The sequence below is a fragment of the Pseudomonas sp. PMCC200344 genome, assembly GCF_030053095.1.
GTDB classification, from domain to species: Bacteria; Pseudomonadota; Gammaproteobacteria; order Pseudomonadales; family Pseudomonadaceae; genus Aquipseudomonas; species Aquipseudomonas svalbardensis.
The window spans coordinates 2518941-2541144 of record NZ_CP125618.1 but is presented as its reverse complement, the minus strand read 5'-3'; the positions used below and the strand labels follow the sequence as shown (position 1 = coordinate 2541144).

Genomic DNA, 22204 nt, shown 5'->3' with positions numbered 1-22204 from the left:
GAGATAGTAGCAACACTTTTCCAACCACGAACAAGGCTGCACCCCATGGACCCGATCATCGCTGCGACTCACGCCGATCCTTATCCCTATTACGCGCAACTGCGCGCGGACGGCGGGCTGGTTTTTCACCAAGGACTGAAAGTGTGGGTGACAAGTAGCGCCCGAGCCGTTGGGGCCGTGCTGGCGCATCCTGACTGTCATGTCCGGCCGTCATACGAGCCGGTGCCCAAGGCGATTGTTGGCGGGATGGCCGGCAAGGTCTTTGGTCAGTTGATGCGGATGAATGAGGGCGAACGGCAGCGTTGCCCGAGGTCGGCGATTCAACCAGCGTTGGCGTCGATTGATGCAGATGAAGTCAATACGCTGGTCGGCGCTCGCCTGATCACTCCGGGCGCCGATGGGTTGTACAAGGCGATGTTCCGCGGGCCGGTGTGCGTGGTGGCTGCATTGCTGGGGTTCTCTCCGGCTCAGGGCCGGGCTATCAGCGAGCTGACCGGGGACTTCATCGCATGCCTGTCGCCCCTTGGCGATCAGGCGCAACGGGATGCAGCGCACGTTGCGGCGGAACACTTGAGCGGCTATTTCGTTGAGTTGCTGGATGACCCGAACAATCAGAGCACTCTGCTCGCCGGGATCCGCCAGCGTTTCGCGGCAACCTCTAGTGACGCTGAAATGTTGATCGCCAACCTGATCGGGCTGTTTTCCCAGACCTATGAAGCCACCGCCGGGCTGATCGGCAATGCGCTGTTGGCGTTGATTCGAAACCCGTCGGTGCACAGCGAACTGACACCCGTTGACGACTTTATCGCTGAAGTTCAGCGCTTCGACCCGTCGGTGCAGAACACCCGCCGGTTTGTCGCTGCGCCTTGTGAAATCGACGGGGTAAGCCTCAATTCAGGCGATGTGGTTCTGGTGCTGCTGGCTTCGGCCAATCGCGATCCACAGCTCAATGACCATCCCGACGTCTTTCTTCTTGATCGTCCAGACCGGCGCAGCTTCACCTTTGGTGCGGTGCGGCATCAATGTCCGGGACAGACATTGGCCCTAAGCATTGCCAGCGCTACGTTGAAGGAGATTCTGACGATAAAGCCTGCTTTGGATCGCCTGACCTGGCATTACCGGCCTTCGCTGAACGGACGTATTCCGCTGTTTAGCGATTTGCCCTAAGACCGATTGTTCCCACGCGCGTGGGAACAATCAATCAACCCGACCAACACGCTCCGCATCCGGCCAGAATAGTGCCGCCTGCCCCCGATGCTCACCGTGCTGATCAATCAGTGTCCAGACTTTGCCTTCGTGAATCATGAAGGCATGGCCATCCCGATCCACCCGATAACCGCTGTAGCCATGAGCAATCCCATTGGCCGTGACCTGCTCCAGCAACGTCTGGCGCATGGCTCGGTCCAGTGGCGAAGCGCTGAACCGTGACGGCATGCCAAGGAATTGCGAGCGAGGGTATTTGAAACAGGCCAGCGTTTGTTCGTTGGCGTAGAAGAAGCACGGATCGGCTTCGGTGCCATGAGCCAACAGGCTGTAAGGCGCTTGCGCGTGCAACCAGTGCAAGCGCTCAGTTCCGCTCAGCGACTCAGGGGCTGGCAGGCTTTGCCCGGTCCAGCGCCGGTAAGCTTCGTCCAGCAGTTGAACAGCAGCTACATATTCGTTGATTGACGACACGCGTCCTCCCACGCAAAGGCGTTGGTTTTTGATGCCCTTCCCCGGTGATGGATTGCCGTCGGGTGGTGCGTTGAATGAGCTGGGTGTTGAGGGTTTTCTCCAGGCTCTCTGGATATGCCGTTCAATCATGCGCGCCTGACCGCCTCGGTGTGTGCTCGCCTGGGCCTTGACTGTGTACTGATCCTGACCCGCGCGGTACCCAAAACCGATGTAGATTACGAACTAACGGCAACGTTCTGCTCGACCAGTTGTTCGGCGCACAGCTACAGGTGCTTGCCGGGGGCAGCAACTTACTCGCCATGGACGAAACACGGGCCACGCTACTTCGGGATTCGGGGCGCAACGTGCTGGTGATTCCCACGGGTGGTTCAACGCCGCGGGGCAGTCTCGGTTATGCGCGCTGCGCGGCGGAGTTCGCGCAACAGGGTCCGGAACTCGACCTCACCTTCAATCAAGTCGTGGTGCCCAACGGCAGCACCGGCACCCACGCCGGGCTCGCGGCGGGTTTCTAGTTGCTGGGCCGCGGCACCTCGATCATAAAATCCTATTCGGTGTTGTCCGATCGAGACACGTCAGCGGCCAGAACCCGGAAATTGACCCAGGACGCATTGGCGCTGTTGGGCAGCAGCGCCGTCGTTCAGGCTGAAGAGATCGCCATCGACGGCAGTCAGTTGGGCGACGGTTACGGTCTGCCAACGCCAGCCATGCAGGAAGCAGTGCGCCTGATGACTCGCGCCGAAGGCCTGTTGATCGACCCGGTTTACTCCGGCAAAGCGATTGCAGGGCTGTTGGCCGATATCAGACAAGGACGCTACCGCTCCGGGGACGACGTGCTGTTCGTGATGACCGGCGGAATACCGGGCCTTTATGCCTACCGGGACACCTTGCAGTCCTAGTGGTTAATCATCGCGCGTCAGCACTTCCAGTAACTCACTTCTCTCGATTGATTTTCCGTAAGCGGGCAGGCATCACACCTTGGCTTGCGAAATACGCACAGACGATCACGGCCCGGGCAGTCCCTGCACAACCGGTTCGAATAACCGCATCAGCCCTTTGGCCAACGGGATAACCAAACCGCTGACGTTAGTCGTCTTCGTATCATCACATGCACAGACGACGGGTCAGATCATTCAAAAGCCATCGGCCTGCTTTCCCTAAAGAGCGATTTTGCATGTGCGCTGCGTAGATCGTAAGTGTGTCTGGTGTGCGCTGAAGTTCGGCGGTTAACTCAAGCGGTATTAGGCGTCCTGAAGCCAGATGATCCGCAATCAGATGCTCTGGCATTCGACACCAACCGAACCCGGCGAGCAAAAAATCCAGCCGCCGTGCCAAATCTACAAACCGCCACTGGTGACTGCCCGTCACCCCATAGCTAGGGCCGTCGGGAGAAACCGGATCGGAAAGTACCAGTTGCACATAAGGCTTGAGGTCTGCACTTGTTGCCCGACGGCCTAACATAGCCAGGGGATGTCCGCTGGCTACTACGGGCCTCAAGTCGACGCTGAGCAGCGGCAGTGCGTTGACATCGTCGGGCACTGTCGGAATCAATGTGCATAGCGCCAGTGCCGCATCGCCGTTGCGCAATCGACGCTCTGCGCCGCCTAAGCCTTCTGTAGAAAAACTCACTGCCAGATGCGGAAAAGCCTCACGGATAGCGCGGAGGCTTTCGATGAGCGGTGCGCTAGGGACTAAAGGGTCTATGGCGAGAGCCAACTCCGGCTCAACCCCTGCTGCCGTACTTGCGGCCATTGCTTCAAACTGGGCAGCGCTTGCCAGCACTACGCGCGCTTGAACCACTAGCACTCTACCTACCTCTGTGAGAGTTGGACGATGGCCGCTCCGATCAAACAGCCTCACACCTTGAACTGACTCAAGTGTGGCAATCGACTGGCTAATGGCAGATTGAGCACGCCGCAGGTGACGTCCCGTTGCCGAGAAGCTGCCTGTATCAGCAATGGTTACAAGGATCCGCAACTGGTCCAAGCTGAGATTTCCGATCATGACCCATCACTGAAACAGATGGACTCAATCATATTTACATCACTCCTGCGTAGAGATCGCATTGGGTAGAGTGTGTCGCACATCGCCTAAAGCGACAACGCAAAACATACCGCCGCGTCACCGCGCAGGAGTTACTTTCATGTCCAGGCTTCTCACCATTGAAACCAGCCCACGTGGGGATGCTTCAATCTCCCGGCAGCTCACTCGCCGATTTGTGGCCACGTGGGAAGCTGCACACCCTAGGGGCGCCATCAAAGTACGGGATCTAACGGACACTCCGCTTACGTTCGTGACGGCCCCCTGGTTACAGGCTTACTTCACCCCAGAAACCCAGCATTCGCCTGAAATGAAAGCCGTGTTGCAGCTATCCGATGAGCTTGTGGCCGAGTTGCTGGAAACCGATCACGTGGTTATTTCAACGCCGGTCTACAACTACAACGTCCCTGCGGCGCTCAAGGCGTGGGTGGATCACGTGGTACGTAAAGGCCTGACCTTGGGCTTTGATGGTAAAGGGCTGGTGACCGGTAAAAAGGCAACGGTGCTGCTCGCCTCGGGAGGTGTATACACCAACGACTCCCCGATTAGAGACCGTGACATTGCGACCCAATATTTGAAACTGATCCTGAACGTCCTAGGTATCACTGATGTCACCTTTATTGCGGCCGGCGGCGCTAAAGCTGTAGATCTCGGAGAAATCAGCATGCACGATTTTCTAGATACATTTGATCATCAGATTCAAAAGTCGCTGGTTTAGACAACTAGATGTAGCGCAAGGCCTGTTCGGCAAGCTGGCTTTTGTTCGTAATGTGCAGCTCGAAGAATTTGCGTCGCGCATGAGCCATGCAGCCGATCTCGGTCACACCGAGTGCAAAACTGACCTTGTAGCCGCCAAAATCATCGCAGACTAGTTGGCCATTCCAGTCTTGCAGGAAGGCCCGGGCGTGTTCGCCGAGCGATTGGGGCTGAAGTCGTAAACAACAGCCTTTACGTTGGCAAACTGGTTCGTGACATAGGCCCAGACGTAGGCACGGAGGGTTTTCTTCGCGCCCGGCGTGAGCATCTGGACCGGCGTTTCGTCGGCGTGCACCACGTTGTGTCCAAGCACGACCTCGCGCAGCGCATCGACCAGCGGCTGCAACTGCGCACCGCAAGTGCCGACCCACTGCGCCAGGGTGAGCGCGCGATGGCCAGACAGGCCCTGGCAAAGACCTTTTCCTGACGATACAGCGGTAAATGATCACTGTACTTGGCGATCATCACCTGGGCCAGCAGGCCTGCTGTGGGGACGTCCCCCTCCTTGGAAGGAGTTGTGACGGATATCCTTGACGACATTGACGCATTCACCTGAATCACCAAACAGAAGGCGCTGGCGAAAAAATGGTGACGAGGTGGCTTGATCAATGTTCCAAAAAAAACCGCCCTTTCTGTGTGCAGATAGTGCGGTTTTTGTCATTTCAGCTCATACGCCAATCAATCATCGCGCGTCAGCACTTCCAGCAATTCAATCTCGAAAATCAGGTTCGAGTTCGGCGTGATCTTGCCCATGGTCCGTTCACCGTAGGCCAGATGCGCAGGCACCAGCAACTTGCGCTTACCGCCGACCTGCATCCCCATGATCCCCTGATCCCACCCCTTGATCACCCGACCCGTGCCAATCACGCACTGGAAAGGTTTACCCCGGCTGTAGGAGGAATCGAATTCAGTCCCGTCTTCCAGCCAGCCGCGGTATTGGGTGGTAATCAGCGCGCCTTTGACGGCGGCTTTGCCGTCGCCCGGCTCAAGGTCAATGATTTGCAACTCGTCGTTCATGATTCCTACTCGTTCACTGTCGCCCAGTGATTGGGGCGCGGACGGAGGTTTTCGCAGAAACCGGCGCGCAAGGCAATCCACGGAACCGAAAGACCGTCATCCGGCTCACATGAATAACGACTTCGTATTCAGGAAAGGATGCTCTGATGACCGACTCATCACCGCTGTACAGTTTCATCCCGCCCTACATCCTCAACCAAATCATCGCCCACGGTTCCGACCGTCAGCGCTCCAGCGCCCAGACCACGCTGATCCATGTCCGCCGTCTGCGGCACAATCCCGGCCCGCCATCGCGACCACCCGCCGAAGCGATCCTGTCGCAGCCCGGCCAACCCGGCCTGGCACAGCGCAGCATTTATGACGCGCAAGGCAAAATGCTTCTGCCGGGTATGCCTGTGCGGCTTGAAGGCCAGGCGGCAACCGGCGATCCGGCGGTCGACGAGGCCTACGACGCAATGGGTGCCAGCTATGATTTCTTCTGGAAGGTGCTGGGTCGGGACTCCATCGACAACATGGGTTTTGCCCTGATCGGCAGCGTGCATTACGGCCTGGATTACGAAAACGCGTTCTGGAATGGCGCGCAAATGGTGTTCGGTGACGGCGATGGCGAAATCTTCGAACGCTTTACCCGCTCTCTGGATGTGATCGGTCACGAGTTGACGCACGGCGTGATCGAAAGCGAAGCCGGTCTGGTCTATGCCAGCCAGTCCGGGGCATTGAATGAATCGATTTCGGACGTTTTCGGGGTACTGATCAAACAACATGTACTGGGCCAGACCGCCGAAGAGGCTGACTGGCTGATCGGTGCGGACCTGCTGGCACCGCGCATCAAAGGCATCGGTTTACGCTCGATGGCCCTTCCGGGCACGGCCTATGACGACCCGTTGCTTGGCAAGGACCCGCAACCGGACCACATGCGCAAGTTCGTCATCACCCAAGAAGACAATGGTGGGGTGCACATCAATTCGGGCATCCCCAATCGGGCTTTTTATCTGGCCGCGATGGAGCTGGGCGGCTTTGCCTGGGAAAGAACCGGCCGCATCTGGTACGACGCGCTGTGCGACAAACGCCTGAGTAGCGAAGCGACATTCAGTGCCTTCGCGCAACTGACCGTCGAGCATGCCCGGCAAGGATTTGGTGCGAAGGCAGTCGAGGCGGTGCGACACGGCTGGTCTGAAGTGGGCGTCGACCTGACGCCGGAGGAACAATGAAAACCTTGCCAACACTGGACGATAACGCGGTGGTCTGTGTCTCCCGCCAGGGCGGCGTGGCGGCGATCCACACCTTGACCCGCCCCCGAGAGATCGAATTCGCCCAATGCAATGCCGACCAACGCACCCGCATCTGCTCGTTGCTTGAGGGTTGCCTGCTTATGACGAGTTCATCCGCCGGTCGGGGCGATCAGCGCTTCTATCAAATCGAAGTGCGCTACCGCAACGGCGAACAGGACGACCGGATGGTGATGAAGGTGCCTGAAGATCAGGCGCCTGGGGAATTGGTGCATCTGTGGGACAAAGGTGAACTGCTATAAGTTTGGCGCCCCTCGTAATAGAGGCTGATGATCGAGGGCCGTGTGAACTAACATAGGCGCATCTCTCCCGATACGGCTGATACGCCACGATGGCGAAACCTGAATGAATGTGGATTGGACCAGCGCCGCCATCGGCTCACTGATGCTAGCCCTGATCGTCGCGTTGATCTGTCGCGAGCGCTCGCTGCAAAAGCAGCTGGCCGAGTATCGCGTGCTGATCACCAGCCTGACTGACGGACAAAACATCCGCCAGGACGGCGACGTCGAACGCTTCAAGCGTAGCCAGTATTTCGCCCGCATCGGCACGTGGGACTGGGATGTCGACACCGACAAGCTCTACTGGTCGGACGCGATCTACGGCATGTTTGGCTTCAAGATCGACGAAGTAACGCCCTCCTACGCCCTATTTTGCTCATGTGTTCACCCCGATGATCGGGCCAAGGTCCGGGCCGGGGAATTGCGCTGCCTGGAAACCGGCGACAACCATGACGAGGAATACCGGGTCGTCTGGCCCGACGGCACGATCCGCTGGCTTCGGGAAACCGGCAATGTGGTCAAGAACGACCACGATGCAACGATCAAGATGATGGGTGTGGTACGCGACATCACCGAGGAAAAAGCCTCCGCCAGCTACCTGCAACACTTGGCCCACTTCGACCCGCTGACCGGTCTGCCCAATCGTCTGGTGCTCGAGCAGCGTCTGTCCGAAGCGCTGGAACAGGCGCGCATCAGCGCTACGAGGGTTGCGCTGGTATTTGTCGACCTCAATGGTTTCAAGGCAATCAACGACCATTACGGCCATGCCGCCGGTGACCGGGTACTGATCACCACCGCCACCCGACTGAAGAAAATCCTGCGTTCAACCGATACCGTCGCCCGGATCGGTGGCGACGAGTTTGTGGTCATCCTTCAAGGCCTGTCCCAGGGCAACAGCCTACAAGACGAAGCCCGCAGCATCTGCCAGAAAATCTTCGTCGAACTGTCGCCTCCGGTGACCATCGGCAATGACCAACGACACATCGGCACCAGCCTGGGGGTCGCGGTGTTCCCGGACCATGCGCCGAGCATGGACCGGTTGATTCATATTGCGGATCTGGCGATGTATGAGGCGAAGCGCAGTGGGAATAATCAGTATCGATTGGGCGAGCAAACGATGAGCCATAGTCGGGTTGATTGACCCGCTCAGTCCTTGCGTTGGCCGAAAGGAACATCATTGAAGGTGAATGTTGCTTGCGGCCTAACGCTCCACTGGCGTGATATCAATAATCGTCCCGTTGGTAATCATCACCATCATGTACTTGTCATTGATCTGCACCCACTGCGCCTGAGCCTTCGGGGTTTTCAGGCCTTTCTGCTTCCAGTTGGCCAGGGCTTTTTCGCTGCGCTGGTAAACGTCTGGGGCGCGGTCGCCGACCACTAACTCCCGGGTGTTGTTGACTCCCGGCTGAACGGTTTTTTGCGGTGGGTCATCCGCTTGAACGATCGGGCTAATACCGGCAATGCCTGCGACAAGGGCGAGGCTGGCGATAAGGGTTTTGTTGTTCATCGGTGAATCTCCATTGATGTCTTGGCACCTGGAATCCGACTGCGCTGGCGCTGAATCATTCCTTATTGCTGTGATTATTACGATTGCATTGGCATGACGCATTCTTCTCAAGCCTTTATCCTTACCGCCCCGCCGTACCGAGTCCCTGGAGTTTCGCTATGCCCCATGAAGGCAACCTGTTGCAAGCCGCTGTCGTGTTTCTGTTCGCGGCCGTGCTCACCGTTCCCTTGGCCAAGCGCCTGCAACTGGGGGCGGTGCTGGGTTATCTGTTTGCCGGCGTGATCATCGGCCCGTCGGTGCTGGGCTTGATTGGCAATCCGCAAAGCGTCAGCCACATTTCCGAACTCGGGGTGGTGTTGCTGCTGTTCATCATTGGCCTTGAACTGTCGCCGCGACGTTTGTGGGTGATGCGCAAATCGGTGTTCGGCGTAGGCCTGGCGCAAGTGCTGCTGACGGGCTCAGTGATTGGTGTACTGGCGTTATTCGTGTTCGGCCAGCCGTTGAACAGCGCGATCGTGTTGGGCTTGGGCCTGGCGCTGTCGTCCACCGCGTTCGGTTTGCAAAGCTTGGCCGAGCGCAAGGAACTGACCAGTCCCCACGGGCGCTTGGCATTCGCGATTCTGCTGTTCCAGGACATCGCCGCTATCCCTTTGATCGCCATGGTGCCGTTGCTGGCGGGCGGCGATCACACCAGCAGCGCTGGCGAAGGCCTCAATCACGGCTTGCGCGTGCTGGGCAGCATCGCGGTGGTGGTGATCGGTGGGCGGTATCTGCTGCGCCCAGTGTTCCGGGTGGTGGCCAAGACCGGTTTGCCGGAAGTCTCGACCGCCACTGCGTTGCTGGTAGTGATAGGCACGGCGTGGCTGATGGACTTGGTCGGCGTGTCCATGGCGCTGGGGGCGTTCCTCGCCGGGTTGCTGCTGGCGGACTCCGAATACCGTCACGAACTGGAAGCGCAAATCGAACCGTTCAAGGGATTGCTGCTGGGTCTGTTTTTCATCAGCGTCGGCATGAGCGCCAACCTGAGTCTTCTCCTGAGCGCGCCGATCACGGTGCTGGGCCTGACTCTATTGCTGATCGCAATCAAACTGCCGCTGCTGTTTGTAGTCGGTCGGCTGGCGGGTGGTCTGGGCAAGGTCAGTGCGATTCGCCTCGGCATCGTGCTGGCGGCCGGTGGTGAGTTTGCGTTTGTGGTGTTCAAGATCGGCCGCGACCAGGGACTGTTCGAGCCGCGCCTGTACGACTTGCTGGTGCTGACCATCACCTTGTCCATGGCGGTGACGCCGCTGCTGTTGCTGGTGTGCGCGCGACTGGTCAGCCCCAAGGTTCAACCCGTGGTGGTGCCGGAGAAATTCCGCGCGATCGATACCGACACGCCACGCGTGGTGATCGCCGGCATGGGCCGTATGGGGCAGATCGTTGCGCGGATTTTGCGCGCGCAGAACATCAAGTTCGTCGCCCTCGACACCTCGGTGGAAACCATCGAACTGTCGCGCAGCTTCGGCGGCGTCCCGGTGTTCTACGGCGACCCGATGCGCCCGGAGATCCTCAGTGCGGCCAAGGTCGAGCAGGCGGAATACTTTGTCATCGCCACCGACGACCCGGACACCAACATCAAGACCGCCGAGTTGGTGCACAAACTCTATCCGCACATCAAAATCATCGCCCGGGCCCGTAACCGTCAGCATGTGCATCGCTTGGTGGACCTTGGCGCCGAGGCCATTCGGGAAACCTATTATTCGAGTCTGGAAATGAGCCGGCGCACGCTGGTCGGCCTAGGGCTGACCCAGGCCCAGGCCGATGCGCGGATCAAGCGCTTCAAGCATCACGACGAGCAGGTGCTGGAAGCCCAGCATGCGATTTATGACGATGCGGCGAAGGTAATGCAGACGGCGCAGGAAGCCCGGGTGGAACTGGCGAGGTTGTTTGAGTCGGATCAACTAGAAGAGGAAGCGGGTAAGCGTTGAGGCGACTGTGAGGGCCTTTTCGCGAGCAAGCCCGCTCCCACACTTGATTTACGTCGTACACAAATCCCGTGTTCACCAAAGAACCCATGTGGAGCGGGCATGCTCGCGAAGAACGATAACGCGGTACCTCAGGCAAACCAGAATTTCCAAGGAACTCACTATGGCTGACCAACCCGCCCCTGCCCTAAAAGAAATCTTCAACGCCGACCGCCTCAAGCACATCGCCACCGAGATGACCGCCGTCTACCCAGCGTTCAACGCCAAGGCCTTCCTGAAACTGGCCAACGACGGGCTTGCCGATTTATCAATCATGCAGCGCATGGCCCGGGTCAGCGAGTGCCTGCACGCGGTCCTGCCGTTGAGCTATGAAGAGACGCTTGAAGTGCTGCGCGCCCTCGCTCCGCGGCTGAACAGCGGTTTCGTCAGCATTTCATTACCGCATTACGTCGCGACGTACGGCGGACATGCCTTCGAACAATCCATGGACGCGCTGAAATATTTCACTGCCTTCGGCTCCTCGGAGTTCGCGATCCGCCATTTCCTGCGCAGCAATATCGAAGGCTCCCTGGCGGTCATGCACGATTGGTCCCTGGACGAAAACGAACATGTCCGCCGCCTGGCCAGTGAAGGCAGCCGACCGCGCCTGCCATGGTCGTTCCGTCTGGAACAGATTCAGGCTGACCCAACATTGGCGGCGGCGATCCTCGACAACCTCAAGGCCGACAACAGCCTTTACGTGCGCAAGTCCGTGGCCAACCACCTCAACGACATCACCAAGGATCATCCCGAGTGGGTGCTGGACCTGATCGAAGGCTGGTCGCTGAACAACAAACACACCGCGTGGATCGCCAAACACGCCCTGCGCAGCCTGATCAAACAGGGCAACCAACGAGCGTTGGCGATCATTGGCGCAAGCGGCAAGCCTGAGGTCGAGATCATCGATGTGAAGGTGGAACCGGCAGTGATTCGTCTGGGTGAAAAAATCACCCTGTCCTTCGCCGTGAAATCCACGGTCCAGGACAGTCAGCGACTGGTGATCGACTACGCCATCGATTACGTAAAAGCCAACGGCAGCACGTCGGCGAAGGTGTTCAAGCTCAAGGCGCTGACGCTTCCCGGCAAGGCGACCGAATCCATCGCCCGTAGCCAGCAGATCAAGGAACTCACCACCCGCAAACACTACGTGGGCAAACACGCCGTGCACGTGCTGGTGAATGGGGAGCGCCTGGCTAGCACCTCATTCGAAATCCTCCCTTGAAACACGAACCCCTTTAGGAGCAAAGCTTGCTCGCGATGAACGAAGACGCGGTATGCCAGACCTGACGCCATCGCGAGCAAGCTTTGCTCCTACAGGGGATTGGGTCCAACAGTAGCCTCTGTTCGTGCTCACACAACTCCACCGCGTAATCCCATAGCAATCTGAGCCACACCGATTTGTGCTGCTCGCGCCGGTTGCTGATTCAGTTGGCGGATACAGGTCCAGAGGGCCGAATCGTCTTCAGGGCTAAGGCTTATTAAGTCACCCATCAAGGGACCACAACTCTCGCGAACGACACCGAACAAATGTGGGAGCGATCTTGCTCCGGGCGGCGTTCCGACGAAGACGGCCGCACATCCAGCATCCGTGTAATTGCCTGCCACGTCGCGAGCCGTTTACAGGTGGCTCACGTTTTAGCGCTCGCCAAATAATGCGCAACCAAAGCATTGGCATGGCCATGCCCCATACCATGCTCAGTCTTCAGCCAGGCCACCATTTCCATGTGCTTTTTGTCGCTGACGGTTACGAGCACATCCAGCCAGTGGCTGATGGGCTGGCCATATTTTTTCTCGATTGACGGGAAGTACGACGCCGGGCCTTTTATTTTTGTGTCGTCGGTCATGCTGCAAGCTCCCTTGTTCGCGGCGGAGTGTCGGTCGACGCTCCTAGTCTTTACCCCACAAATTGAAGTCCAGGACGATCGCGCAGTCCAGCGCAAACAAGCTCGCAGTTAATAAGCAACCATTGAAGCTATCGCGAAGCGCTCTAAAGAACTGTCATTTCTAACAGGTCACTTTCAGTTTCGCCGGGGCTATGCTGCGCCCACTGGAATGAATTGAGGTGTTCATCATGTCTCGCAATCGTTACCTATTGCCGCTGGGCGTTTGCTTGTTGGCAATGCTGCCCGTGTTCCGCGATGCCCTAGGTGTCACGTGGGTGCCCTTAAAAGACGAAGTGGAATTTCAATGCGAAAACGGCAACACGGTGCCGGGCTACAGTGTGTATGTTGTCGGCAACCATCCGGAGCTAGGGAATTGGGATCCAGCCAAGGCCGTAAAGCTCGACCCTAAACCCGCCCCTAACAACTCTACATGGACCGGCAAGGTACTTTTTCCGGGCACGGACGACGGCAAAGATGTGGAATGGAAGTGTATCGTGCGCAAAGAGAACGACCCGACCGACGTGAAGTGGCAGCTTGCCAAAAACAACACGGTGAAGTTGGTTTTCCGCACAAAGAGTATCGGCACGTTCTGAGGCGTGAGTGAACTTATGGGAAAGTGAATCTGACACTTCCCCAAGATCAAAAGATCGGGCCGCGTTCGGACGATCTGTTGATGTTTGTTATCCCAGCAACAACCCCTGTTCCGCCTCACACAACCCCACCACGTAATCCCACAACACACGCAACCGCACGGATTTGTGCAGCTCACGCCGCGTGCTGATCCAGTAGCTGCGCTGAATACTCTCATCCGGCAACAATGGCACCAGGCCGGGATCGGCGCTGGCCATGTAACAAGGCAGCACGGCGATCCCCAACCCGGAACGCGCGGCCTGTTGTTGGGCGATGACGCTGGTGCTGTGGAACACCACCTGCGGATTGCGGCAGAAGCTGTTGAGGAACATCAGTTCCTGGCTGAACAGCAAGTCATCGACATAGCCGATCCAGGCGTGGCGACCGAGGTCTTCGCGGCTGCGCAGCGGTGGCGAACGGTCGAGATACTCCTGGCTGGCGTACAGCGCCAATCGATAGTCAGTCAGTTTGCGGGTGACCAGCATGTCGGCGGCCGGGCGCTCCAGGTGGATGCTGATTTCGGCCTCACGATTGAGGATGCTGACAAAGCGCGGCACGGCCACCAGTTCCACTTCCAGCCCCGGATAACGTTCGAACAGGCCGTTCATGCGGCTGGCGAGGAACATGATGCCCAACCCTTCGGTCACGCCAACGCGGATCTTGCCCAGCGGCGCCGTGGACTGAGTGATTTCTTCCTGAGCCAGCAGCGCGACGTTTTCCATCGCTTCGGCGTGCTTGAGCAGCGCTTCACCGGCCGGGGTCAGCTCATAACCCTGGGCATGCTGAACAAACAATGCCGTGCCGAGGCTCTTTTCGATGGCCTCGATGTGCCGGGCCACGGTGGCGTGGGTGGTGTTCAAACGGCGGGCAGCGGTGAGCAGACGCCCGCTACGCTGCAACTCGAGAAAAAACCGCAGGTCATTCCAGTCGAACATGAACCGTCCTTGAGGTGGGGCTGTTTAAAAACGCACAGCGGCTGCGCAAAAACTAACATTCTTTTGACGAAAGCTAACAACTAGGATACCGACAACAAGAACAACATGAGGTCACGGATGCAGACTTCCCTGGATGAATACGACTACATCGTGGTCGGTGCCGGCCCGGCCGGTTGTTTGCTGGCCAATCGGTTGTCGGCCGACCCGCAACATCGCGTGTTGCTGCTCGAAGCCGGCGGCCGCGATAACTATGCGTGGATTCACATCCCCGTGGGTTACCTGTTCTGCATCGGCAACCCGCGCACCGACTGGTGCTTCAAGACCGAAGCGCAACCCGGCCTGCAAGGTCGCGCCCTGAGTTATCCCCGTGGCAAGGTGCTCGGCGGCTGTTCCTCGATCAACGGCATGATCTACATGCGCGGGCAGGCCGGCGACTACGACGGCTGGGCCGCTCAGGGCAATCCCGGCTGGAGCTGGCAAGACGTCCTGCCATTGTTCAAAAAGAGCGAAAACCACTTTGCCGGCGACTCGGAATTTCACGGCGCCGCCGGTGAATGGCGGATCGAACGTCAGCGACTGTCGTGGCCGATTCTCGATGCCTTCCGCAGCGCCGCCGAGCAAAACGGCATCGCCAGCATCGATGACTTCAACCAGGGCGACAACGAAGGCTGCGGCTACTTCCAGGTCAACCAGAAGGCCGGGATTCGCTGGAACGCGGCCAAGGCGTTTCTCAAACCGGTCCGCAACCGGCCTAATCTCACCGTGCTGACCGACGTCGAAGTGGATCGCGTGCTGCTGGAAAACGGCCGTGCGTCATCGGTCAGTGCGCGTTGGCAGGGTCAGGCGAAAACCTTCAAGGCGCGCAAGGAAATCGTGCTGTGCGCCGGTTCCGTCGGCTCACCGAGCATCCTGCAACGTTCCGGCATCGGCCCTCGCCCGCTGCTGCAACGATTGGGGATCGGTGTCGCCCATGAACTGCCTGGCGTGGGGGGCAATCTGCAGGATCACCTGCAACTGCGCCTGATCTACAAACTGGAAAACGCCCGCACCCTTAACAAGATCGCCGGTAGCCTGTGGGGCAAGATGGGCATGGGCCTGCGTTACCTGTATGACCGCAGCGGCCCGCTGTCCATGGCGCCGAGCCAACTCGGGGCCTTCGCCCGCTCGGGACCGGAGCAGACATCGGCGAATCTCGAGTACCACGTTCAGCCGCTGTCGCTGGAGCGTTTCGGCGAGCCGTTGCATGCGTTCCCCGCCTTCACGGCGTCGGTGTGCGATCTACGCCCGCAAAGCCGTGGTTGCGTCGAGATTCGCTCCACCGATCCGCAGGAAGCGCCGCTGATTCAGCCCAATTACTTGAGCCATCCGGAGGACTTGCGGGTGGCAGCGGATGCCATTCGCCTGACCCGGCGCATCGTCGGCGCGCCGGCCCTGCAAGCGTTCAAACCAGTGGAGTACTTGCCCGGCGACAGCTTGCAGAGCGAAGAACAATTGCACGAAGCCGCCGCCCGCATCGGCACCACCATCTTCCATCCGGTCGGCACCTGCCGCATGGGCAACAACCCGGACGCAGTGGTCGATGCGCAACTCAAAGTCCATGGCATCCCGGGCCTGCGCATCGCCGACGCCTCGATCATGCCGCGCATCACCTCGGGCAACACCTGTTCGCCTACGCTGATGATTGCCGAAAAAGCTGCACAACTGATCCTGGAAACACCTACAAGGAGTTTTGCACCCGACGAAAAAGCACTGACCGCAGTCTCTTGAGCAAAGGAATAGCGGCGCCAGTCCATAAGCCCGGCGCCGACAGTGGAACAAAAAGAACAATCACTGTGAGGGATACCGATATGTCAGAACATGTTCAGCCTCTGGAAGCCGTGCGCAGCGCGGGCACCAGCAAGGAAACCCAGAAAGTCATCTTCGCCTCGTCGCTCGGGACAGTCTTCGAGTGGTACGACTTTTTCCTCTACGGCGCACTCGCGGCGGTGATCAGCAAACAGTTCTTTGCCGGGGTCAACGACACCACGGCGTTCATCTTTGCGCTGATGGCGTTCGCCGCGGGCTTCATCGTGCGACCGTTCGGCGCACTGGTGTTCGGACGGCTGGGGGACATGATCGGGCGTAAGTACACCTTCCTCGCCACCATCATCCTCATGGGGGTGGCGACTTTCTGCGTCGGATTGCTCCCGACCTACGCGAGCATCGGCATCGCCGCGCCGATCATTCTTGTGGTGCTGCGCATGCTTCAGGGCCTGGCCCTGGGCGGTGAATACGGCGGCGCTGCCACGTATGTCGCGGAACACGCACCGATGGGTAAACGCGGTTTCCACACCAGCTGGATTCAGTCTACCGCGACCCTCGGGTTGCTGCTGTCGCTGTTGGTGGTGCTCGGTTGCCGCTACTTCACCGGTGACCAGTTCGAGGTCTGGGGCTGGCGGATTCCGTTCCTGTTTTCGATCATTCTGCTGGGCATCTCGACCTGGATTCGCATGAGCCTGCACGAGTCGCCTGCGTTCGTGAAAATGAAAGAGGAAGGCAAGCTCTGCAAGTCGCCGCTGCGCGATTCCTTCGGCAAATGGGAAAACCTTAAAGTCGTCCTGATCGCCCTGTTCAGCATCAACGCCGGGCAAGCCGTGACTTTCTACGCGGCGCAGTTCTACGTACTGTTCTTCCTCACCCAGTTCCTGAAAATGGACCCGGCCTTGGCCAACAGCCTGCTGATCGTCAGCGTGATCATCGGTGCACCGTTCTTTATTTTCTTCGGCTGGCTGTCGGATAAAGTCGGGCGCAAACCGGTGCTGATGATCGGCCTGCTGCTGGCGACTGCACTGTACTTCCCGATCTTCAAGTCCATCGCCCACTACGCCAACCCGGCCATCGACCAGGCGAGCCGTCAGGCACCGATCACCGTGCTGGCTGACCCGGCCACCTGCACCTTCCAGTTCGACCCGGTGGGCAAGGCGAAATTTGATAGCCCGTGCGACAAGGTCAAAACCTTCCTGGTGAAACAGGGCCTTCCTTACAAAAGCGAAGCCGCACCGGCCGGCAGCGCCGTGCAGGTGAGCGTCGGTGAAGTGAAACTCGAAGGCTACGATGAAGCGGCCCTGCGTGGCGCCGTGATCCTGGCCGGATATCCGTCCCAAGCCGATACGCAACAGGTCAACAAGTCCATGATCGTGGCGCTGATGGTGGCGCTGATCATCATTTCGGCCATGTGCTACGGCCCGCTGGCAGCGCTGATGGTCGAACTGTTCCCGACCCGCATTCGCTACACCTCGATGTCCCTGCCGTACCACATCGGTAATGGCTGGTTCGGCGGTTTCCTGCCAACGGTGTCGTTTGCCTTGGTGGTGTACACCGGGGACATCTTCTACGGGCTGTGGTACCCGGTGCTGATTACCGGGGTGAGCCTGGTCGTCGGGATGATCTGTTTGCGTGAGACCAAGAACGTGGATCTGGATACCAACTGACAGCACGTGTAAAAAACGCCCGATAATGCGGGGAATGCTGGTCAGTTAAGGTTGGGGGACATATCCGTTTCTGCGGTAACGGCGTCTTAGGGTTCCGCCCTTACGGCGGGTCACTTTGGAAAAGCCCCAAAGTAACCAAAGGGCTCTTGCCCCTTTCGTTCGGTGCCTCGCCCAGGCTCGGCATGCCCTCGCTCCGGTCCTGCTCCGTGGGCCCGCCGCCATCGGCCATCCATGGCCGGGGGCGGCTAACCCGGCATCCATGCCGGGTTGCCCACTACGCAGAACCTCCACTCGGCCTCTCGAGGGGGCGTGCACCGCGAAAGCCAAAGCGAGGCGGCCTACCGGCCGACCTGGCTTCAAGTGAACGCATTTCCCTGTAGGAGCTGTCGAGCGAAGCGAGGCTGCGATCTTTTGATCTTGCCGTTGCCGTTGCTTTGGCTTCAGATCTGCCGCCCCTTTCCCAGAGGCCGAACGCAGGCGTTGCGCAGGGGGCACCGCGGCAAGGATGCCGCGGTAGCCGCCCCCGGCCATGGATGGCCGATGGCGGCGGGCCCCCGGAGCAATGCCGGAGTGAGGGCATGCCGAGCCTAGGCGAGGCACCGAATGGAGGGGCAAAAGCGCTTTGGTTGCTTTCGCGCTTTTCGAAAGTGACTTGCTGTAAAAGCGAAACCGCTAGCAGCCGCTACCGCAGCAATGGATATGTACCCCATCCCATCCCAAACTTTTCTTAAGTGAACAGCATTACCGCAATGCGGGGCGTTTTCGTTAATCTGACCCGACGCTCGACGCAACCATCGCCCCGCCACTCACCAGACCGAGGCACCATGATCATTTCATCCGCATCTGACTATCGCGAGGCAGCACGCCGCAAACTCCCGCGTTTTTTGTTTGATTACATTGATGGCGGGGCCTATGCAGAGCACACGCTGAGGGCCAATAGCGCTGATCTGACCGGCATCAGCCTGCGTCAGCGCATTCTGAAAAACGTCGAAACCCTGAGCCTTGAAACCACCCTCTTCGATCAACCACTTTCAATGCCGATCATATTGGCGCCGGTAGGGCTGACGGGAATGTTCGCCCGTCGTGGTGAAGTGCAGGCTGTAAAAGCGGCGGAAAATAAAGGCATCCCACTGTGCCTATCAACGGTTTCGGTGTGCTCGATCGAGGAAGTCTCGGCGCAAAGCCAGCAGTCCATCTGGTTTCAGCTGTATGTGTTGAAGGACAGAGGCTTCATGAAAAATGCACTGGAACGGGCGAAGGCCGCCGGTGTGAAAAACCTGGTGTTTACCGTTGACATGCCCACGCCCGGCGCCCGATACAGGGACGCCCACTCGGGCATGTCAGGCCCTTTTGCATCATCGCGGCGAATGCTTCAGGCCATGACTAAACCCGACTGGGCATTCAACGTCGGCGTCATGGGGCGTCCACACGACCTGGGCAATATCTCGAAGTACCTTGGCAAAGCCGTCACGCTCGAAGACTACATGGGTTGGTTGGCCAACAACTTCGACCCTTCGATCAGCTGGAGTGACCTGGAGTGGATTCGTGAGTTCTGGAAAGGCCCGATGATCATCAAAGGCATTCTCGATCCTCAGGATGCCAGAGACGCGGTCAGCTTTGGCGCGGATGGCATTGTCGTGTCGAACCACGGCGGGAGACAGCTGGACGGCGTGCTCTCCACCACCCGGGCGTTGCCGCCCATCATGCAAGCCATCGGCAATGATCTGACGGTGCTGGTCGACTCGGGAATCCGCTCGGGGCTTGACGTTGTACGGATGTTGGCACTGGGCGCAAAAGGCGTATTGCTGGGGCGCTCCATGGCCTATGCACTGGCCGCCGATGGTCAACGCGGGGTGGAGAACATGCTGGATATCTTCGCCAAGGAAATGCGCGTCGCCATGACCTTGACCGGGGTGACCTCGATTGGCCAGATTGATGAATCCACGCTGGTGGATGCTGTTCGATGAGCTGAACACCTGACCTTAAAACGCCGCGCCCATGCGCGGCGTTTTCGTTGATGCCTGGAAAGCGACCCTCACTCGACGTCTTTGAGCACCTCAAACGTGACTTGATCGGGATAGAACGCCATGTAGCCGCGAATCTGATCGACCGACACTTTGGGGTCTTCATAGCTCCACACCGCGTTAGCGCCTTCATGCCCCGGGATTTGCAGACTGAAATAGCTGGCATCGCCCTTGTAGGGGCAATAACTCGTGTGATCGGTGCGGGCAAAGTATTTTTCATCGATGTCCTCCCGCGGTACGTAATACACCGGAGGATAGTTGGCCTCGAGCAACACCAGCGCCCGTGCGGAAGCGGCCACCTGAATACCGTGAAACTTTACAAGCAGGCAGCCTGGCTGCTCTGCAATGGTGATGACAGGACTAGGACCGGTGCTTTTCATGAAATACGTTCCTCATGACGGTGATGAACCTGTGAGAGCGAGGGTTGCCCGCGGTGGGCGGCGCAGCAGCCCCAAAACCTGAGACCACGACTTTCAGGTATAACCCAGATTTTGCACTCACGACGGCTTCGCAGCCGAACGGGACGATGCGGCGTTCCGACGAGCCCTTCGCCCGCCGGGCCCGGTGTAAGCGCGTCAGCCGCATAGGCTTCCCTGTGCAATGAATCGCAATGCACCGACTGTACATCCATACAGATAAAGATTGCCCCATCGCTCGTCAGCCGCCATTCTGTCCGCCTCTCGACAGTTGATGAGCGATGGTGGTTATGCGGCTGTACCTCTGTGAAAAACCTTCCCAGGCCAAAGACATTGCGGCCGTCCTCGGCGCCAGGCGTCGTGGCGACGGCTGCTGGCTGGGAACGGACGTCACGGTGACCTGGTGCATCGGCCATCTGCTGGAAACCGCGCCGCCGGACGCCTATGACGCGCGTTACAAGCGCTGGGTGCTGGCGGATCTGCCGATCATTCCAGAGAAGTGGAAGATGACCGTCAAACCGCGTACGGCCAGCCAGTACAAAGCGGTCAAGCGGCTGCTCGGCGAGGCCGATGAATTGGTGATCGCCACCGACGCCGACCGTGAAGGCGAGATGATCGCCCGGGAACTGGTCGAGCATTGCCGTTATCGCGGACCGATCCAGCGGCTATGGCTGTCGGCCCTGGACGATGCGTCGATCCGCAAGGCGTTGGCAGCCCTGAAACCGGGGGCCGAGACCTTTAGCCTTTACCATTCGGCACTCGGGCGCTCGCGGGCCGACTGGTTGATCGGGATGAACATGAGTCGGCTGTTCACACTGCTGGGGCGTCAGTCCGGTTATCAGGGCGTTTTGCCGGTCGGTCGGGTGCAAACGCCGACCCTGCGCCTGGTGGTGGATCGCGACCGCAGCATCGCCGATTTCGTGCCGGTCGCCTATTGGGCCATCGATGTGCAACTGCTGCATGACGGCACCGCGTTCACCGCCCAGTGGCGTGCGGCCTCCGAGGTTTGCGACGATCAGGATCGCTGCCTGAATCAGGCGTTGGCGCAAAATGCAGCGGCAGCAATTGGCAGTGCGGCGAGTGCCCGGGTGATCAAACTGCGCACCGAGCGGATGCGCGAAATCGCCCCCCTGCCCTTCGATCTGGGCACCTTGCAGGAAGTCTGTTCGAGGAAGCTCGGGCTCGGCGCCCAGGAAACCCTCGACATCGCCCAGGCCCTGTACGAAACCCACAAGGTCATCACCTATCCACGCAGCGACTGCGGTTACCTGCCCGTGAGTCAGCACAGCGAAGCACCGGGCATTCTGGCCGCGCTGAGGCAGGCTGATCCGGCACTGAACGCCTTGAACGATTTCCTGCAGCCTCAGCGCCGCTCACGGGCCTGGAACGACGCCAAGGTCAGCGCTCACCACGGCATCATCCCCACCGCTGCGGCGAAAAACCTCGAGCGGCTGGCGGGCAAGCAGCGGGCGGTCTACACCCTGATCCGCGCGCGTTATCTGGCGCAGTTTCTGCCCAACCATGAATACGACCGGACCCAGGCCGACTTCGACTGCGCCGGTGAAGCCTTGCGTGCCGTCGGCAAGCAGATCGTCGAACCCGGCTGGAAGCGCGCCCTGCCCGAGGCCCTCGCCCCGGCCAAGGGCCGCGAAGCACCAGCGCCACAAACGCTGCCGGCTTTGGCCGAAGGACGTGACTGCGCGGTGGCCGACGTCAAGCTCAAGGACCTCTGGACCCAACCGCCCAAACCGTTCACCGAAGGCGATCTGATCAAGGCGATGAAGAACGTCGCCAAACTGGTGGAAGATCCGCTGCTCAAGCAAAAACTCAAGGACACCACCGGCATCGGCACTGAAGCCACCCGCGCCTCGATCATCCAGGGCCTGCTCGACCGTGGTTATCTGATCAAGAACAGCAAGGCCCTGGCCGCCACCCCGGCTGCGTTCAGCCTGATCGACGCGGTGCCGCGTGCCATCGCCGACCCCGGGACCACAGCGATTTGGGAGCAGGCGCTGGACATGGTGCAGAGCGGCGAGATGAGCCTGGAAGAATTCGTCACCAAGCAGGCCGCGTGGATGAGCAAACAGGTCGCCCGATGCGCCGGCCTGAGCCTGACCATCAGCGGACCGGCAAGCCCCGCAGGGGGCGGTGCCACACCGTGGAAAAACAAACGCAAGCCAGCCAAACGAAAGCCCTTGACGGGCACCAAACGCGCGGCAAAACCGGCGAGCAAGGCTTGAGGGCACTTCGAGCGAGCCAAAAGGGTCTAGTGTTCTTCAAGT

At 59.3% G+C, this 22204-nt stretch carries 19 protein-coding genes and 3 pseudogenes; 13 read left to right on the top strand and 9 right to left on the bottom strand.

Features of this window, described 5'->3' with window-relative positions; genetic code table 11:
* Window positions 1-45: 45 nt before the first annotated feature.
* On the top strand, window positions 46-1167 hold the full coding sequence (locus tag QFW87_RS11575) for a cytochrome P450 (RefSeq protein ID WP_283190552.1): 1122 nt from the start codon (window positions 46-48) through the stop codon (window positions 1165-1167).
* A 30-nt stretch (window positions 1168-1197) separates the two neighbouring features.
* Here QFW87_RS11575 and QFW87_RS11570 read toward each other — a convergent pair whose 3' ends face one another.
* The gene (locus tag QFW87_RS11570; RefSeq protein ID WP_283180522.1) at window positions 1198-1674 is read right to left on the bottom strand and encodes an MEKHLA domain-containing protein; all 477 of its coding nucleotides are present in this window, start codon (window positions 1672-1674) and stop codon (window positions 1198-1200) included.
* Window positions 1675-1797: 123 nt separating this feature from the next.
* Between QFW87_RS11570 and QFW87_RS11565 the strand changes: the two are divergent.
* Window positions 1798-2570: pseudogene (locus QFW87_RS11565) on the top strand (pyridoxal-phosphate dependent enzyme); the annotation flags it as partial.
* 205 nt (window positions 2571-2775) lie between these two features.
* Here the strand turns inward: QFW87_RS11565 and QFW87_RS11560 are convergent.
* Window positions 2776-3675: a LysR family transcriptional regulator gene (locus QFW87_RS11560; protein WP_283180523.1), complete on the bottom strand. Its 900-nt coding sequence runs from the start codon at window positions 3673-3675 to the stop codon at window positions 2776-2778.
* A 139-nt stretch (window positions 3676-3814) separates the two neighbouring features.
* On the opposite strand from QFW87_RS11560, the gene QFW87_RS11555 reads away from it, so the two are divergent.
* Window positions 3815-4429 carry an NAD(P)H-dependent oxidoreductase gene (locus tag QFW87_RS11555; RefSeq protein ID WP_283180524.1) on the top strand — a complete coding sequence of 205 codons (615 nt, stop codon included), beginning with the start codon at window positions 3815-3817 and terminating at the stop codon, window positions 4427-4429.
* A 16-nt stretch (window positions 4430-4445) separates the two neighbouring features.
* Here QFW87_RS11555 and QFW87_RS11550 read toward each other — a convergent pair.
* Together QFW87_RS11550 and QFW87_RS11545 are read right to left on the bottom strand one after the other, a co-directional pair.
* Window positions 4446-4962, bottom strand: a pseudogene (locus QFW87_RS11550) (IS66 family transposase); the annotation flags it as partial.
* A 183-nt stretch (window positions 4963-5145) separates the two neighbouring features.
* Entirely contained in the window at window positions 5146-5484 is a 339-nt protein-coding gene (locus tag QFW87_RS11545) for an FKBP-type peptidyl-prolyl cis-trans isomerase (RefSeq protein WP_074875989.1), read from the bottom strand.
* Window positions 5485-5630: 146 nt separating this feature from the next.
* Here QFW87_RS11545 and QFW87_RS11540 point away from each other — a divergent pair, with 146 nt between their 5' ends.
* The 3 genes from QFW87_RS11540 (at window position 5631) to QFW87_RS11530 (ending at window position 8192) form a co-directional block, all read left to right on the top strand.
* Window positions 5631-6695 (top strand): M4 family metallopeptidase, encoded by a 1065-nt coding sequence (locus QFW87_RS11540; protein WP_283190551.1) that lies wholly within the window; start codon window positions 5631-5633, stop codon window positions 6693-6695.
* Window positions 6692-7015, top strand: coding sequence for a protealysin inhibitor emfourin (locus QFW87_RS11535; RefSeq protein ID WP_283190550.1), 324 nt, complete (start codon window positions 6692-6694; stop codon window positions 7013-7015). Before QFW87_RS11540 ends, QFW87_RS11535 begins: the two co-directional genes overlap by 4 nt.
* 103 nt (window positions 7016-7118) lie before the next feature.
* Complete coding sequence (locus QFW87_RS11530; protein ID WP_283190549.1) at window positions 7119-8192, top strand: sensor domain-containing diguanylate cyclase; 1074 nt, start codon at window positions 7119-7121, stop codon at window positions 8190-8192.
* 60 nt (window positions 8193-8252) lie between these two features.
* Here the strand turns inward: QFW87_RS11530 and QFW87_RS11525 are convergent, their stop codons facing one another.
* Window positions 8253-8561, bottom strand: a complete 309-nt coding sequence (locus QFW87_RS11525) for an RcnB family protein (protein ID WP_283180528.1) — start codon at window positions 8559-8561, stop codon at window positions 8253-8255.
* A 158-nt stretch (window positions 8562-8719) separates the two neighbouring features.
* Here QFW87_RS11525 and QFW87_RS11520 point away from each other — a divergent pair, with 158 nt between their 5' ends.
* Together QFW87_RS11520 and QFW87_RS11515 are read left to right on the top strand one after the other, a co-directional pair.
* On the top strand, window positions 8720-10528 hold the full coding sequence (locus QFW87_RS11520; protein WP_283190548.1) for a monovalent cation:proton antiporter-2 (CPA2) family protein: 1809 nt from the start codon (window positions 8720-8722) through the stop codon (window positions 10526-10528).
* Between the two features lie 160 nt (window positions 10529-10688).
* Window positions 10689-11786 (top strand): DNA alkylation repair protein, encoded by a 1098-nt coding sequence (locus QFW87_RS11515; RefSeq protein ID WP_283190547.1) that lies wholly within the window; start codon window positions 10689-10691, stop codon window positions 11784-11786.
* 106 nt (window positions 11787-11892) lie between these two features.
* Here the strand turns inward: QFW87_RS11515 and QFW87_RS11510 are convergent.
* Both QFW87_RS11510 and QFW87_RS11505 read right to left on the bottom strand, forming a co-directional pair.
* Window positions 11893-11988: pseudogene (locus tag QFW87_RS11510) on the bottom strand (LysR family transcriptional regulator); the annotation flags it as partial.
* A gap of 204 nt (window positions 11989-12192) precedes the next feature.
* Window positions 12193-12408 (bottom strand): DUF4287 domain-containing protein, encoded by a 216-nt coding sequence (locus tag QFW87_RS11505; protein ID WP_283180531.1) that lies wholly within the window; start codon window positions 12406-12408, stop codon window positions 12193-12195.
* 227 nt (window positions 12409-12635) lie between these two features.
* Here QFW87_RS11505 and QFW87_RS11500 point away from each other — a divergent pair, with 227 nt between their 5' ends.
* Window positions 12636-13040 carry a carbohydrate-binding module family 20 domain-containing protein gene (locus tag QFW87_RS11500; protein WP_283180532.1) on the top strand — a complete coding sequence of 135 codons (405 nt, stop codon included), beginning with the start codon at window positions 12636-12638 and terminating at the stop codon, window positions 13038-13040.
* 87 nt (window positions 13041-13127) lie between these two features.
* Here the strand turns inward: QFW87_RS11500 and QFW87_RS11495 are convergent, their stop codons facing one another.
* Window positions 13128-14012: a LysR family transcriptional regulator gene (locus tag QFW87_RS11495; protein WP_150657463.1), complete on the bottom strand. Its 885-nt coding sequence runs from the start codon at window positions 14010-14012 to the stop codon at window positions 13128-13130.
* A 117-nt stretch (window positions 14013-14129) separates the two neighbouring features.
* Here QFW87_RS11495 and QFW87_RS11490 point away from each other — a divergent pair, with 117 nt between their 5' ends.
* The 3 genes from QFW87_RS11490 to lldD all read left to right on the top strand — a co-directional run bounded on the left by QFW87_RS11490 (window position 14130) and on the right by lldD (window position 19449).
* Window positions 14130-15779, top strand: coding sequence for a GMC family oxidoreductase N-terminal domain-containing protein (locus QFW87_RS11490; RefSeq protein WP_283190546.1), 1650 nt, complete (start codon window positions 14130-14132; stop codon window positions 15777-15779).
* Window positions 15780-15859: 80 nt separating this feature from the next.
* Window positions 15860-17482, top strand: a complete 1623-nt coding sequence (locus QFW87_RS11485; RefSeq protein ID WP_283190545.1) for an MFS transporter — start codon at window positions 15860-15862, stop codon at window positions 17480-17482.
* A gap of 824 nt (window positions 17483-18306) precedes the next feature.
* Window positions 18307-19449: an FMN-dependent L-lactate dehydrogenase LldD gene (lldD, locus tag QFW87_RS11480; protein ID WP_283190544.1), complete on the top strand. Its 1143-nt coding sequence runs from the start codon at window positions 18307-18309 to the stop codon at window positions 19447-19449.
* A 68-nt stretch (window positions 19450-19517) separates the two neighbouring features.
* On the opposite strand, the gene QFW87_RS11475 is transcribed toward lldD, so the two are convergent.
* Entirely contained in the window at window positions 19518-19886 is a 369-nt protein-coding gene (locus QFW87_RS11475) for a DUF427 domain-containing protein (RefSeq protein ID WP_283190543.1), read from the bottom strand.
* A gap of 326 nt (window positions 19887-20212) precedes the next feature.
* Between QFW87_RS11475 and QFW87_RS11470 the strand changes: the two genes are divergently transcribed.
* Window positions 20213-22162, top strand: a complete 1950-nt coding sequence (locus QFW87_RS11470) for a DNA topoisomerase III (protein WP_283180535.1) — start codon at window positions 20213-20215, stop codon at window positions 22160-22162.
* Window positions 22163-22204: the final 42 nt, after the last annotated feature.

Bases quoted from the DNA above. Each gene is read 5' to 3' on its own strand.
- QFW87_RS11560 (WP_283180523.1), bottom strand. From the start codon at position 3,675: ATGATCGGAAATCTCAGCTTGGACCAGTTGCGGATCCTTGTAACCATT.
- QFW87_RS11545 (WP_074875989.1), bottom strand. From the start codon at position 5,484: ATGAACGACGAGTTGCAAATCATTGACCTTGAGCCGGGCGACGGCAAA.
- QFW87_RS11485 (WP_283190545.1), top strand. From the start codon at position 15,860: ATGTCAGAACATGTTCAGCCTCTGGAAGCCGTGCGCAGCGCGGGCACC.
- QFW87_RS11540 (WP_283190551.1), top strand. From the start codon at position 5,631: ATGACCGACTCATCACCGCTGTACAGTTTCATCCCGCCCTACATCCTC.
- QFW87_RS11555 (WP_283180524.1), top strand. From the start codon at position 3,815: ATGTCCAGGCTTCTCACCATTGAAACCAGCCCACGTGGGGATGCTTCA.
- QFW87_RS11475 (WP_283190543.1), bottom strand. From the start codon at position 19,886: ATGAAAAGCACCGGTCCTAGTCCTGTCATCACCATTGCAGAGCAGCCA.
- lldD (WP_283190544.1), top strand. From the start codon at position 18,307: ATGATCATTTCATCCGCATCTGACTATCGCGAGGCAGCACGCCGCAAA.
- QFW87_RS11575 (WP_283190552.1), top strand. From the start codon at position 46: ATGGACCCGATCATCGCTGCGACTCACGCCGATCCTTATCCCTATTAC.
- QFW87_RS11515 (WP_283190547.1), top strand. From the start codon at position 10,689: ATGGCTGACCAACCCGCCCCTGCCCTAAAAGAAATCTTCAACGCCGAC.
- QFW87_RS11525 (WP_283180528.1), bottom strand. From the start codon at position 8,561: ATGAACAACAAAACCCTTATCGCCAGCCTCGCCCTTGTCGCAGGCATT.
- QFW87_RS11505 (WP_283180531.1), bottom strand. From the start codon at position 12,408: ATGACCGACGACACAAAAATAAAAGGCCCGGCGTCGTACTTCCCGTCA.
- QFW87_RS11495 (WP_150657463.1), bottom strand. From the start codon at position 14,012: ATGTTCGACTGGAATGACCTGCGGTTTTTTCTCGAGTTGCAGCGTAGC.
- QFW87_RS11490 (WP_283190546.1), top strand. From the start codon at position 14,130: ATGCAGACTTCCCTGGATGAATACGACTACATCGTGGTCGGTGCCGGC.
- QFW87_RS11520 (WP_283190548.1), top strand. From the start codon at position 8,720: ATGCCCCATGAAGGCAACCTGTTGCAAGCCGCTGTCGTGTTTCTGTTC.
- QFW87_RS11530 (WP_283190549.1), top strand. From the start codon at position 7,119: ATGAATGTGGATTGGACCAGCGCCGCCATCGGCTCACTGATGCTAGCC.
- QFW87_RS11535 (WP_283190550.1), top strand. From the start codon at position 6,692: ATGAAAACCTTGCCAACACTGGACGATAACGCGGTGGTCTGTGTCTCC.
- QFW87_RS11500 (WP_283180532.1), top strand. From the start codon at position 12,636: ATGTCTCGCAATCGTTACCTATTGCCGCTGGGCGTTTGCTTGTTGGCA.
- QFW87_RS11470 (WP_283180535.1), top strand. From the start codon at position 20,213: ATGCGGCTGTACCTCTGTGAAAAACCTTCCCAGGCCAAAGACATTGCG.